The sequence below is a fragment of the Nitrospirota bacterium genome, assembly GCA_016207905.1.
Classification (GTDB): Bacteria; Nitrospirota; Thermodesulfovibrionia; order Thermodesulfovibrionales; family JdFR-86; genus JACQZC01.
This window is the reverse complement of the sequence record JACQZC010000030.1, coordinates 1-13,333: the sequence shown is the minus strand read 5'-3', so window position 1 is coordinate 13,333 and position 13,333 is coordinate 1. Positions and strand designations below refer to the sequence as shown.

Annotated in this window: 15 protein-coding genes; 4 read left to right on the top strand and 11 right to left on the bottom strand. The window is 43.5% G+C overall.

The features are described 5' to 3' along the window. The 3 genes from HY805_03780 to HY805_03770 form a co-directional block, all read left to right on the top strand. On the top strand, positions 1 to 1,480 hold a 1,480-nt coding region (locus HY805_03780), incomplete at its 5' end, for a DUF2778 domain-containing protein (protein ID MBI4823335.1). Positions 1,481 to 1,599: 119 nt separating this feature from the next. Continuing rightward, positions 1,600 to 2,391, top strand: a complete 792-nt coding sequence (locus HY805_03775) for a transposase (GenBank protein ID MBI4823334.1) — start codon at positions 1,600 to 1,602, stop codon at positions 2,389 to 2,391. 36 nt (positions 2,392 to 2,427) lie between these two features. Next, the gene (locus tag HY805_03770; GenBank protein MBI4823333.1) at positions 2,428 to 2,721 is read left to right on the top strand and encodes a hypothetical protein; all 294 of its coding nucleotides are present in this window, start codon (positions 2,428 to 2,430) and stop codon (positions 2,719 to 2,721) included. On the opposite strand, the gene HY805_03765 is transcribed toward HY805_03770, so the two are convergent. From HY805_03765 to HY805_03745, 5 genes are all read right to left on the bottom strand, one after another. Next, positions 2,718 to 3,734: an HIT domain-containing protein gene (locus HY805_03765; protein ID MBI4823332.1), complete on the bottom strand. Its 1,017-nt coding sequence runs from the start codon at positions 3,732 to 3,734 to the stop codon at positions 2,718 to 2,720. The two genes, HY805_03770 and HY805_03765, sit on opposite strands and share 4 nt — an antisense overlap. Further along, positions 3,722 to 4,486, bottom strand: a complete 765-nt coding sequence (locus tag HY805_03760) for a type III pantothenate kinase (protein MBI4823331.1) — start codon at positions 4,484 to 4,486, stop codon at positions 3,722 to 3,724. The genes HY805_03765 and HY805_03760 overlap by 13 nt, the downstream gene beginning before the upstream one ends. A 21-nt stretch (positions 4,487 to 4,507) precedes the next feature. Beyond that, positions 4,508 to 5,332, bottom strand: coding sequence for a trypsin-like peptidase domain-containing protein (locus HY805_03755; protein ID MBI4823330.1), 825 nt, complete (start codon positions 5,330 to 5,332; stop codon positions 4,508 to 4,510). 49 nt (positions 5,333 to 5,381) lie between these two features. After that, on the bottom strand, positions 5,382 to 7,409 hold the full coding sequence (locus HY805_03750) for a PDZ domain-containing protein (GenBank protein ID MBI4823329.1): 2,028 nt from the start codon (positions 7,407 to 7,409) through the stop codon (positions 5,382 to 5,384). A 69-nt stretch (positions 7,410 to 7,478) separates the two neighbouring features. Next, positions 7,479 to 8,375 carry a biotin--[acetyl-CoA-carboxylase] ligase gene (locus HY805_03745; GenBank protein MBI4823328.1) on the bottom strand — a complete coding sequence of 299 codons (897 nt, stop codon included), beginning with the start codon at positions 8,373 to 8,375 and terminating at the stop codon, positions 7,479 to 7,481. A 133-nt stretch (positions 8,376 to 8,508) separates the two neighbouring features. Between HY805_03745 and HY805_03740 the strand changes: the two genes are divergently transcribed. Then, positions 8,509 to 9,402, top strand: coding sequence for a sulfurtransferase (locus HY805_03740; protein MBI4823327.1), 894 nt, complete (start codon positions 8,509 to 8,511; stop codon positions 9,400 to 9,402). A gap of 62 nt (positions 9,403 to 9,464) precedes the next feature. On the opposite strand, the gene HY805_03735 is transcribed toward HY805_03740, so the two are convergent. From HY805_03735 to nusB, 6 genes are all read right to left on the bottom strand, one after another. Further along, complete coding sequence (locus HY805_03735; GenBank protein MBI4823326.1) at positions 9,465 to 10,079, bottom strand: MBL fold metallo-hydrolase; 615 nt, start codon at positions 10,077 to 10,079, stop codon at positions 9,465 to 9,467. A gap of 141 nt (positions 10,080 to 10,220) precedes the next feature. After that, complete coding sequence (locus HY805_03730; GenBank protein MBI4823325.1) at positions 10,221 to 10,499, bottom strand: hypothetical protein; 279 nt, start codon at positions 10,497 to 10,499, stop codon at positions 10,221 to 10,223. Beyond that, positions 10,493 to 10,807, bottom strand: a complete 315-nt coding sequence (locus HY805_03725; GenBank protein MBI4823324.1) for a hypothetical protein — start codon at positions 10,805 to 10,807, stop codon at positions 10,493 to 10,495. Before HY805_03725 ends, HY805_03730 begins: the two co-directional genes overlap by 7 nt. 96 nt (positions 10,808 to 10,903) lie before the next feature. Beyond that, positions 10,904 to 11,959 (bottom strand): glycosyltransferase family 9 protein, encoded by a 1,056-nt coding sequence (locus tag HY805_03720; GenBank protein MBI4823323.1) that lies wholly within the window; start codon positions 11,957 to 11,959, stop codon positions 10,904 to 10,906. Between the two features lie 41 nt (positions 11,960 to 12,000). Next, entirely contained in the window at positions 12,001 to 12,729 is a 729-nt protein-coding gene (locus HY805_03715) for a metallophosphoesterase family protein (protein ID MBI4823322.1), read from the bottom strand. A 3-nt stretch (positions 12,730 to 12,732) separates the two neighbouring features. Next, the gene (gene nusB / locus HY805_03710) at positions 12,733 to 13,128 is read right to left on the bottom strand and encodes a transcription antitermination factor NusB (GenBank protein MBI4823321.1); all 396 of its coding nucleotides are present in this window, start codon (positions 13,126 to 13,128) and stop codon (positions 12,733 to 12,735) included. Positions 13,129 to 13,333 lie beyond the last annotated feature (205 nt).

Genomic DNA, 13,333 nt, shown 5'->3' with positions numbered 1-13,333 from the left:
GATAGCAATAAATGGTTTCAATGCAGACTGCACGCCTTTAACCGCAAGTTTTAAATACGATGCGCTTGGCAGAAGAATTGAAAAAACTGTTAATGGAAAAACTACGCAGTATCTCTATGGCGGTCTTGACATCGTGCAGGAGATTGAAGATGGTATGGTAACAGTAAATTACATAAGGACGCTTAATATTGATGAACCACTGGTAAGGATAAAGAGTGATGGGACAATTCGGTATTACCAGCAGGACGCTTTAGGCTCAGTGATAGCTTTGACGGATGAAAATGGAACAGTTAAAACGACTTACTCATACGACCCTTATGGGAATACCGAAGTAATGGGTGAACCAAGTGACAACCCATTTCAATATACAGGGAGGGAAAACGACGGCGGGGGGCATTATTACTATCGCACCCGCTATAAACTCGACAGTAGATTTATTTCCGAAGACCCGATAGGTATGGCAGGTGGGATGAACTATTACAGCTATGTGCGCAATGCACCTATAAATTACAGAGACCCCTTGGGATTACATACAATAGGTTTCAATGGAACTGGCTTATTAGTAGTTGATGATGACGGAAATCCTGTAGCCTATTATCCTGCAACATCAGGGTTGCCAGATTATTCGAACCCAAGATATCAATTCCTAAAAAATAAAGGTCCTATTCCAGCAGGCTCTTATTATTTAAATCCCTCAGAGTTTAGCGGAGGGCGTTTAAGGTCTTTGTACTGGCGTTTTGTGCGTTTCGAAGATTGGGGTCGCTGGAGAGTTCCACTACACACAAAACCTAAAACAAATACCTATGGAAGAAGCGGGTTTTTTATACACGGAGGTATGTTCTCAGGTTCAAAGGGCTGTATAGATATAGGGAAGCATGACATTGAATTTTATAATTTATTAAAAGAACATGAAGGGCCTGTAGATGTAATTATATTCTATCCGAGCCTCTTTATCATCCCTATTAGTAAACTCAGGAAAAGGCGTTTTTGGTATTTTATTGGAAATGGTTTTTTACTTGGGATATTTCTTAGCACCATCCGCCAGGTTTATATTTTTATCAGTAATTGGAATTGGACTCCACCAGAACACTGGTTTGTAGGTTATATAAAGGGTTTGTTAATTTTATTATTCTTAGTTTTACTTTATATATTACCATTACATTTTTACAGGAAAAATAAGACATCAGTTACTAAGCAAGAATTTATTTTTTCTTGGGAAGTTGCCTGGGTGGTATTCTCTATTTATGAAACAATATTGTCGTTTTTTATTTATACAGGATTAAGGCCAGTAACACTAGATCTTGTTTTATCGCAGATTCACGAAGATAGTCTTTTTTTTGCTAAATGGTTTATTTTGGGAAGGTTATTTTTACAAGAACTTCTCTGGGGAATTTTTATAGGTAATTTGGTAAGTTTTATAATTTTTGGTTTTCTCCTGTACTTGCAAAAATTGTTTTGGCAGGTCAGAAGAAATACTTAGAAATGGAGGGGAAGAAAGGACCAGAAACAGGGACGGTTATTCCCTGTAAGTTGTTGAAGTAGGAAGCGACCCCCGATTAAAATGATTCGCTCAACCAAATCAAAAGGAGGTCGCTTTCTATGGGAAAAAGATACCGCAAAATGGAGAGAAAAGTAAACGGCAAAATAAGGGAGATAAGGGAGGGCAGGGTTGTGTTTGAGCTGCCGTTGCCGGTGGCCGAGGTTCTTTCGGGCATTCCGGAGGCGGTAGAGCGCATGTCGCGGGAGGCAGGGCTTATGGTGGTCTCCACCTTGCTTGAAGACGAGTGCGAGCGCATAGCCGGGCAGAAGAACAGCAGGAACCCGCTAAGGACGGCCAACTGGTGGGGCGGCGATCTTCGCCCCGTGTATTTCGACAGACAGAAGGTCGTGATAGAACGGCCCCGCTTACGAGGCAGGGACAACAAGGAGATTCCTCTAAGCACATATGAGGCTTTCAGGGACCCGCAGGGCATGAGGCGACAGGTGATGAAGAACCTTGTCCTCGGCATATCGAGCAGGAACTACGAAGAGGCGGTGGAGTCGGTTATCAAGGGCTATGGGATAAAGAAGTCCAGCGTAAGCAGGCATTTCGTCGAGGCCACGGCGGAGCAGATGAGGGAGTTCATGGAGAGGGACCTCTCCGGGCTTGATCTCTGTGCGATATTCATAGACGGCATAGAGTTTAAAGGTAACCTGCTTGTCGTGGCTCTGGGATTGGATGTGAAAGGAAAGAAGCACGTACTCTGCCTTTGGCATGGGGCCACGGAGAACGCCGAGGTCTGCAAGATGCTCCTTGAGGACATGGCAAGACGCGGCATGGACATGACGAGGGACTACCTCTTTGTGCTGGACGGCTCGAAGGCCCCGCGCTCAGCGTTATGGGGCTTTTGAAGAAGACTGAACTGTTTTAGGATAAGCATTGCCCTCTTGCTCACATTTTCACTTCTTGTTTTCTGTTTTCCGAAAATAACCTCTGCGGACAGCTACATTGCTAAGGAGACAAGTATAACGAAACATGAGCCTGGGTTTGAGGCAACGCCTGAAGAGGATATGCCCTTTGAAGAGGTAATGCCGAAACCGAAGAAAAAAAGTAAAATATGGAAGTGGCTGTTGCTCATTTTGGTCGCCGGCGTGGCAGCTGCTGCAAGTGGTGGAAGCGGAGGCGGTAGTAGTGGTGGAAGCGGAGGCGGCGAACCTTCGCCCCCGCCTCCTCCACCTTAAGCCTCCTTTATGTATTTTGCGGCATCCTCGGGACTGGTTGTCAGGACATAGAAGTCCGAGCCCAATTCAAAACCCGATGCCCTTACTAATCTTGGCGTTACCTCTATATGCCAGTGAAAGTCATCTCCCAAAGTATGCCAGTGGTCTCTCCTTGGAATCCTATTTGGTGCTGTATGAAGGACATAGTGAAAGGCAGGCTCGTTGAGAACGAGCCGCATCTTCCTTAAGAGCGTTGTCATGAGCGAGCCCAAGTCTTCCATCTCCTCATCTGTTATGTCCTGAAATGCGCACCTGTGTCTTTTTGGCATTATCCAGAACTCAAAAGGAGACTTTGGGGCATAAGGGCAGAATGCTACGAAGTGCCTACTCTCAGATATAATCCTTTCAGCCATTCTAAGCTCTTCAGCCATTATATCGCAGAATATGCACCTCTCTTTATAGGAGTAATAGCTTTTGGCACTGTCCAGTTCTTCTTTTATGAGCTTTGGTATGATAGGTGTTGCAACTACTTCTGAATGCGGGTGACTGAACATAGCACCTGCGCCCCTGCCTGAGTTCTTACAGATAAACACATACCTTATCCTTGGGTCCTTTTCAAGGTCCGAAATCCTTCTTTTATAAAGCGCAAGGACTCTTTTTGTCTGCTCCACTCCTAAATCCTCGGCAGGTGTCATATGTTCTGGGGTCTCGATTATTATCTCGTTTGCACCAATGCTGTTCATCTTGTCATACATGCCGATACCTTTTCTTTCTAAGTCTCCCTCGATGTGAAGTATTGGCTTTGGGTTTGGAATCACCCTAACAGACCAGTTAGGCGTGTTAGGCTGACTGCCATCTGCCCTGATAGCTGTAATCTCAGTCGGTGTCTCTGTTTCCCGACCTGAGCAGAAGATACAGGATGTTTTTTCTTCTGCCCTGCGAGTGATTGCCCTTACATACGCCTCGGGCTTTAAGGAGTAGTTCATGATGACTACCCATCTGCCTAATAAAGGGTCTTTTCTTAATTCTCGCATTGCTTTTTGTATATAAACCTCATGCCTTTTAGCACAAGATTGGGCTCTATAAAGTCAATCCGTTTAAGAAATGCCGACACAAGCCCTGAGTAACCTCCTGTAAGGATAACCTGATATTTTTTAGCCTCTGTCTTTTCGACATCGGATATGAGCCTTTCGACTGCACCTGAACTGCCTAATATAATGCCTGAAAGCATCGAGCCAATAGCATCCCTGCCTAATACGGACTTAGGTCTCTTTAAAGGTGCTCTGGGCAGTTTTGAGGTCCCTTTTTTAAGGGCATCTGCCATAAGCCCTATGCCTGGAAGTATTGCACCTCCTTTAAAAACATTTCCTTCTGCTATAAAGTTTAAAGTGGTTGCAGTTCCAAAGTCCACAACTACCAAAGGCGTCCCATAAAGCTCAACTGCACCTGCTGAAGAACAAACCCTGTCAGCACCAAGCTCTTCTTTTTTATATGAGGTAAAATCTATCCAGCTAACAACTTCAGGGCTTACTACCAACGGCTTTTTGCCTGAAGTTAGCTTACCTGCCTCTTTTAATGCATGAGTATGCTTGGGAATCACTGATGATATTATACAGGCAGATGGTGTTTTGTCTATATTTTTTTCTCTTAGGAACCTTTTAAATAAACTGAAATAAAAAGAGGATGACTTAAGAGGATAACTATCTATTTTATGGACAATTAATCTCCTTCCTTCAAAAAAACCTATATTTATCGAGGAGTTACCTATATCTATGGCAAGAAGCATTATATATTATACAAAACTGCCTTATTTTGGGGCGGCATGTATCTGCTCTGCTGTCTGGAGGATGTCACCGGCAGGCATTATGACTGCCATCATACCAGGCATGCCACTCATAATGTTGAAGCCCTGTGTCTGTGTCTTTACGACCTTAAGCACGAGAACTCCGACTATCTTGCCGTTTTCGGAAAACACAGGCGAGCCCAATCTGCTTGTCAACGCCTCACTGTTTAAGACATAGATGACCCTGGGTTTTTCAATTACAGCCTCCACTCTGTAAAGTGCAGCTGATGTGATGCGTCCTGGCACATGCTCCAGTCTGCCCAGCACAATGACTTCCTCCAGTATCTTTGGTGTCGTGGCATCCGAGAGGTCAATGAAGGGGACTGTCAGTTTCTCCGTGGGACTGATAAAGACGAGGTCAAGGTCGCTGTCCCTCATTACGATTTCTGCAGGCACCTCTTGACCATCGTAAAGAACCATTTTTATGCCTGTTATCTCGCTTGCTATATCGAACCCGGTATTTGCTTGAGCACCTGGTACCTGCTTAAGCAGTTCCTTAAATGTGCCAGTCGGGTCCATTCTTGATAGGGATGTCACTGCAAGTCCTGAGGGAGCGATTACAGTGGAAGGCATCTCAAAGACATTTTCGTATTTATCCATATCCCTGCCCCCGAAAATCACACGCTGTTTTATGAACACCTTGATAGTGGCAACTGCGCTGGAGCTCTTCTCAACTACTTTTCTTGCGGATGTAGCAGTATCGCTGGCATAAAACGAAGACGGAAAAAGAAATATTAAGACAGCCAGAACTATACTTGCCTTTCCAAGACTGCCTGAATTAAGCATCATTACCTCCTCTGAATCCCGCACACGGAAAAATGTGTTTTTAAATATTCGATTACTTTTGCCATATTGGCTCAAGCTCTATAAACATGGTGTGTATGCCCTGCCTGACCTGAAAGACCACAGAGGCAAGCTTTCTTGAGACTATATCTTTCATTGCTATTTGAAACTCCGATACATCTGCGACCTCCAGTCCATTTACCGAAACTATGAAATCACCAGATGAGAGATTTGCAAGAGACGCCCAGCCTCCCTCGGATACATTCTCTACGATAATGCCTGACTGGGTTTCTTCCATGCCTTCTGGGGTAAGGTCGAAAAATGTGATGTCTCTCACGGTAAATTCAAAGTTTTTATCTGTATACTTTTTCATCTCGTCCTTTGTGAGAGGGGATTTTTCAAGCTCAACAGGAAGGATGAGCTTTTCTTTTCCTCTTAGAAGAGTGAGCTCTACGATGGAACCGATTCTGTATCTGCGTATCATGGCATTGAATATCTCACTGTCTTCAGGAGAGGACGCATGGATGGGTTCTCTGTCCAGCCCAACAATCAAGTCTCCTATTTTAAGTCCTGCCTTTTCAGCACTTCTTCCTGTGTAGACCTGCGTGATTCTCACCCCTTTTGTATCTCCGATGCCTAAGCTGTTGGCAATGTCCCTTGTCAGGACCTGCACTGCCACAGGAAGCCATGCCTTACGGGCATTGAACCCATGGTTTCCGATACCCTCTATGCCAAGATTTACCGAGGTAAGAAACCTCTCAGCCTTTCTTTGGAATGCCACCAAAACTGACTTTTTTTCCTCTCCTTTAAGCCATGTATAGGTAAGTTCCATGAAGGATTCGAGGTTTTTCACTGGCATGTTGTTGACCCCTACGATAATATCATTTGGTGCAAGGGAGGGCTTTGCCTCCCAGCTTGGTCCTCCTGGCATCACAGTTGTGACGAGCACTCCGTCTTGGCTATCCTGCCTCATGTTTTTGGCATCCATTATGGAGATATTCCTTGCAGTTATTCCCCACTCCTTAATCTCAATTGTTTTTGTTATTATATCTTCCCGCTCCTCAGGGGTCATGCTTAGGGTCAATTCCTTTCCGTCCCGCAGAAACACGGCATTAACCTTCTTGTTAGGTGAAAGCCTGGTGAGCATCCAGTTTAATCTTGGGATTTCCTCAGGGAACCTGACATGAACTTCCTCTTCAGCCACCTTGATAAGTATATCTCCGGGCAGGACTCCTGCCCTATCAGCAGGTGTGCCTTCCACGACAGTGCTTATGAGACCGCCTTTTGTTTGGGACTGATGCCTGAGGAGGGGCTGAACCTCAAACCCCAACCAACTGCGTGTCACCTTCCCATTGTTAATGATTTGCTCTGCAGAGTCCTTTGCAAGGTTGCCTGGGATTGCACCGCTTACGCCAAGGCTGATTTCATTGATGCCCACAATCTCGCCCTTTAGGTTGACGAGCGGGCCACCTGAGTTTCCTCCGAAAATCGGGGCGTCGTGCCCTATCCACAAAACCATCGAGCCCACATCCTCGCCCTCAATCGTGAATTTACCCATCCGTTGGAGAAATCTTGGGATTACAAGCTCTGTGTTGCTCACAATACCCATTGTCACGGACTGAGACAGGGCATAGGGGCTTCCCATTGCAAGCACCCAATCGCCTGCCTTCAAAAGGGACGAATCCCCAAACACAGCCACAGGAAACTCCTGCTCTTCGTTTTGCCTAAGCTTGATAACCGAGATGTCTGTAAGAGGGTCAGTGCCAACAAGGTCAGCCGGAATTTCCTCCTTGCTCGAAAGCGTACAGATAATCTGCTTTGCCTTTCCCACAACATGGTGGTTTGTGATTATATCCCCTTGCTTTGTAATGATTACCCCACTTCCCACAGTCTCATACTTTACTTCACGACCATTCCTGTAGTCCACTGAAACCACAAAAATCCTCACCAAAGCAGGCTTTATCATAGAGACAGCATAATCTATAGAAGAACCGAGAGATTCCCCTTCTTCAGAAGAGACAGGTTGCGCCAACATCGCTATTAGAGCAAAAGTAAAAAAAACAGTTGAGATTCTTTTATACATCGATGCCTCCAACGGATACTCTAAGATATTATTCCCAATTACAGGAGTTTTTACAACCCCATACGACTATCATCTAAGGTGTATAAGGTCTCCTGAGCTTATATTTTTAATTGAGCCATCAGGGGTTTTAAGGATAAGTCTTCCTTCATCGTCTATATCTTCTGCTATACCTTTAATGGTCTCCCTTTCGGTTTTAACTGCCACTTCCTTGCCCAATGTTTGGGAAAGCCCTTTCCACCCTTTTAAAAGTCCTTGCCTGCCTTTACGTGTCCTTTTAAATCTTTTGCCTGTCTCGATAAGGGTTGATGTTGCAATGGGTTTAAGCTCATGTGGAATCCTTCTCATATTGACATTAACTCCTATGCTTGCAACTGCAAAGAGAATCCTATCAGGCTCTGACCTTGTCTCAAGGAGTATGCCTCCCAACTTTTTACTGCCTATCATAAGGTCATTAGGCCATTTGATCTTAATATCAATGCCTGTTAGTCTTCTTAAGGCATTTACACTTGCCACAGAGCTTAAAAGTGTAAGGAGTGTTCCTTCCCTTGGAAGTATGTCGGGTTTAAGGATTATGCTCATATAGATGTTTGAATTAGGTGGTGAAACCCAGTGTCTTTGGAGTCTTCCTTTGCCTTTCATCTGGGCGTCTGCTATGATGACCTCTCCGTGTAGCAGTTCATTAGCATAACTCATGGCATAATTGTTTGTTGAGTCAATCCTGTCAAAATAGATTATTTTCCTGCCAATTTCGCCTTTTATGAGGGTTTTTAGCTCTTCTACTGAAAACTCAGGTGTGTCTATAAGCCTATAGCCCTTTCCCGGAGATGCCTCTACCTTGAAGCCTTTTTCTTTAAGGCTATGGATTTTCTTCCATATGCCTGCCCTTGTTATACCGAGCTTACTGCTTAAAAAACCTCCTGAGACAAAAGCGCCTTTTTTAAGAAGACTGAGGAGTTGTTCTGACATACCCCTATACTATTCCTTTATAAAGTAGTATCATAATATTAACATATGTGGGTGTTCTTAGAACAGCCACATGGGCTGAGAAATTAAGAGTTATCGGGATTAGGGTTTTTTAAACTAAAGAAAGGAGGTTTCTATGAAAAAAATAAGAAGCATAACCATTTTTTCGTTACTGGTTTTTGCACTGGTTTTTACAAGCACATTAGCATACTCTGCTGAATATCCAAACTCTAAGCTATTGGCAGCACCAGCAGATATAGTCAAAAACACAGGGAAATGGGTTTTGCTTGACTGTAGAGACAAGAAGGCATATGACGGAGGACATATCCCTGGTTCAATAAGTCTCGGCAGCCCATGCGCAAAGATTTTAAGGGATGAAAAATCAAGGGTGTTTGAGGACATAAAGAAATATGAAGAAATCTTAGGCAATGCCGGAATACAGAGCAACAAGACCACTGTAGTTTATGCTGATGTAAAAGAGCTCACATCTGCCACTGTTGGCTTCTGGATACTTGAATACCTCGGCCATAAAGATGTTCGCTTTCTTAATGGCGGCATTGAGGAATGGCAGGCATCTGGAAACACACTTGAAACCCAGGAGACAAAGCTACCTCAGGCAAAGCTCAAGGTCAACCTCGTAAAGAACAAGATTGCCACAACAGAGGAGGTCCTGAAGATAGCCAAGGGTAAGCTCAGAGGTATCCAGCTCATAGACTCAAGAACATCAGCAGAATATACTGGCACTGATGTCAGGGCAAAAAGAGGCGGTCGTATACCCAATTGTCTGTTAAACATCCCGCACACCGAAATGTTTGACAAGGCAACAGGGAAAATAAAGCCCATGGATGAGATGGAAAAAATCTATGGCACACTTGATAAAAACAAACGGACAATACCTTACTGCCAGACAGGGACACGCTCCACGCTCACTTATTTAGTGTTCAGGCTGATGGGGTTTAAAGACCCTGCTAATTACGATGACTCATGGATAATCTGGGGCAACACAGAAGACCTGCCAATTGAAAAATAAAGACCTTTACAGTGTTTAGAAAACTACTAAGGGAAAGGGACCATCCCCTTTTCCCTTAGGCCCTATTCCTCTTCCAGTATCACAACCTCTATCTTTCCTTTAAGACCCTCGGTAAACCTCTTTGCATCCTTTTCAGAGCCAACTATAGAGCCATAGTGCATTGGGATTGCCACTTTTGGCTTTATATCCAGTGCTGACTTAACTGCCTCATCTGCAGTCATCACATATGTGCCTGATACAGGAAGAAGTGCAATATCACATTTAATGTTTTTCATCTCAGGTATATAGTCAGTATCACCTGCTATGTAGATTCTCTGACCATTGACCGTAAAAATATATCCAACCCATCCTTTATCCTTTGGATGAAACTGCTTGTTTGTGTTATAGGCTGGCACTACTTCTATGTCAATTCCACTAAGATTTAGCTTATCTCCGGGTTTTACAGTTTTAATCTTTCCTAATAGCTTGCCTGCACAATCAGGAGTTGCCACTATAACAGTGTCAGGTCCTTGAAGCCTTTTTACATCATCAGAAGAGCAATGGTCGTAGTGCTCATGTGTGATGAGGATTATATCTGCAGTGTCTTTTTTCTTTATCTTGAATGGGTCTGTATAGATAATCTTTTCTCCAACTATCTTAAAGGTATCGTGTCCGAGCCAGTGAATGTCTTTTATCATTGTCTCCTCCTTTTCCCCTGCCCATGAAAGCACAGGCAGGACAATCAGCATAATTACCAAAACCCATCTTGTCATATATACCCTCCTACACCGCCATATATCCCGCAAAGGACTGGGACTCAGGGGGTGGCAAGAACTGCATCATCGGCTTGCAACCGTCTCAAGTTTCAGCCTTTCAATTCTTGAACGGACAGGCTTTAATTCCGTAATAGTCACATAAACTATGCGCTGGTCTTTTTCTGCGACTTTCAGCGCCGTCTCTTTAGCCCACTTATTGAATTCTTTGTCGCCTTCTACCTGAATAATAACAAGGGCGTTGTTTGGTATCTGCTCGGCAAATTCTGGATGTTCAATTATATAACGGTCAAACTCTCTTACTACCATGCTATTTTTTTCCACAAACCTTTCTCTTTTCAACATGGGAAATCCCCCTTTAAAAACTTCTCTCTGTAATACTGCCAGTTTTCGTTAAGGTCATCATCTGCCATAGTAAGGGCTTCTTTATAGTCAATATAAAGCGAGACCTTTCTATGTTCGCCTTTCCTATTATAGCAGTCCTTGTGTGTAAAATTATGGGCACAATCAAAGCGGATAACTTCTTTCCACATATCGTTAATCTTAATCTCCATTTGAACCATAAAAGCAGTGATTTTCCCTGATTCAGTCTTATGATAATGCCTTTTCCTCGCATCCAAATCGAACATAATGAGATATTGCTTTTCTATCATCTACATCGCCCATTCTATAATTATTTTCTTATCCCTGTTGATTTTAGTATAGCATGACAAGTGCCGATAGGAACTTTCTTTCTAAGAGATATTATATCACTCTTTAAGCAGGGAAACTGCGGCATCGAAGACCTCATTCACACCTATATTCCTTATGCAGGAATAATCATCATCTATTTTGCATATCGGAGACAAGGGGGAATACGAATAGCATGGACTGCATGGAACATCAAGCCTAACGACCTTGTGCTTACACGCCCATGGTGAAAGCCACCATGGTCTTACATGACCTGCAAAGATTGCAACTATTGGAATCTGAAGACTTGATGCCATGTGCATAAGGCCTGTGTCATTTGTTATAAAGAGTCTTGAGTTCCTCATAATAGATGCTGTTTCCCTGATGCCATTGGTATCTAAAACTATGACCTTCCTGCCAAGCCCTGAGGCATCCCTTATAGTCTCTCTCAGGGATATCTCTTCTTTGCCTCCAAAAAGGAGATAGGAAAACTGGGGATAGGCATCTGAGAGCCTTCTTAAAAGCTCTACAAACTTCTCATGGGGCCATCTCTTTTTTATGCCTTCTTTAAACAAACTGCTTCCTGGATGAATGCCTATAAGCTCATGCCCGAACAAGCCATTGTCCTTAAGCCAACTGATGCCTGATTCCTTTTCCTCTTCCTTAAGATATATCTCAAGCGGATAGGGCTTTCCCTTTATCCCCAGAAAATCAAGAAGCCTGAGGTTTTCCTCAACATTGTGAAGGCTATCGTCTTCTTTAACTGTCCTGTTCTTGAGAAAATTAAGCTCCCTTATATCTCTTCTAACATATCTATGGCCTATTCTTACAGGGCATCCTATTATAAATGAGGCTAAGTTATAATCCCTTCTGTTTGATGGATAAAAATTTATTGATATATCGTATTTCCCGCGAAAACTTAGAAGAAACCTCAAGCCCTTAATCTTGCTTGTAGACAAGAAAGGGAAATGGAAATGCTCATCCACATAGGGGTTATTTTTGAGAATATCCCTTGTGGCTGTAAACATATGCAGGTATGTGATATGGGCATTAAGATTCTCCTTGATGTTTCTTAAAGAAGGCGTGCTCATTAAGGCATCGCCTATGCCATAAAGAGGCATCACTATAATCTTCATATATTTTTATTATAACATTCCGAAATCGTCTTCTGCTTAGGCTATGTGCCTCTTGGAAGCCTTTCGACGAGGGGCTCTGGAAGTCCTACCTTGGACATCTTTTTCTGTGTCTTTTCTATATCGTACTGCACCCTGAGGAGTTCTACATGAGCATTGTCGATTACTGCATAACATGCCTTTGGGTTATGGTCTCTCGGCTGTCCAACAGAGCCAACATTTATTATGTATCTACTTTCCTGTTTTTTAATCTCTGTTTTTTCCTTATGAACTATCATCTCTCCTGATGGAAGTTTTTCGATAATAAAAGGCAGGTGGCTATGTCCGAGGAGGCATATCCGTTCTTTGAAATAATGGAAATTGACCTCGGCATCCCAGCTTGTAAGAAGATAATGCCACTCCTCGGGACTTTTTGGGGTTGAGTGAACAAGAAAGATGTCTTCCACAGAAAGGTTTTTTGTTATATGAAGCTGGCTCAAGATTTTTCTACTTTTTTCCGATATGACCGATTCTGTCCAGAGTATTGCGTCCCGTGCATGCTCATTGAAGTACTCTATATCGGTAAGCCCTAAGACTGCCCAGTCATGGTTTCCTGCAAGGAGCACTTCAGATGTCTCTTTTAGCAGTTCTGTGCATTCATTGGGATTCGGGCCATATCCAACTGCATCTCCGAGGAAAAGCACCTTCTTAAGTCCTCTTTTCTTTATGTCCGAGAGCACTGCGCTCAAGGCTTCGAGGTTTGCATGGACATCCGATATGACTGCATATTGCATGGGCTACCTCCTTTTTGAGATTTTATCTAATATGCCATTTATGAAGGAGGAGGATTCTTCGGTAGAGTACTTCTTGGCAATCTCGATGGCTTCGTTTATCGTAACCTTTGGAGGGATGTCATCTCTATAGAGAAGCTCATACACTGCGGCCCTGAGGATATTTCTGTCCACAACTGCCATTCTTTCGATGACCCAATGCTCTGCTACATTCTTTATGACCGAATCTATCTCTTTGAGGTTTCTCATGGTGCCGCTTACGATGTCCATGCAAAAGCTGATTACCCCAGAATCCTTGTCCTCGCATAGATGCTGGAGTTCCGTGTCATCAGGCACCTTGTCTGTAAAATCAAGTCGAAAAAGTGCCTGAAATGCATTTTCCCTTGCCCTGCGTCTCTTCATAGTATTGTTGACCCTCATTGTATGCTATTTTGAAGAATGTAACAAGGGTATGTATGGGTTCAACACATATGAGACAAGTTATACCCCCCTCACCCCAGCCCTCTCCCGCAAGGGGAGAGGGTAATTAAAAGGAAGCAAAAACCTGTCCTGTAAGGAAAAATGCGATTTGCTTTATCGACCCCACCCTTGATGGGAGGGGTTAGGG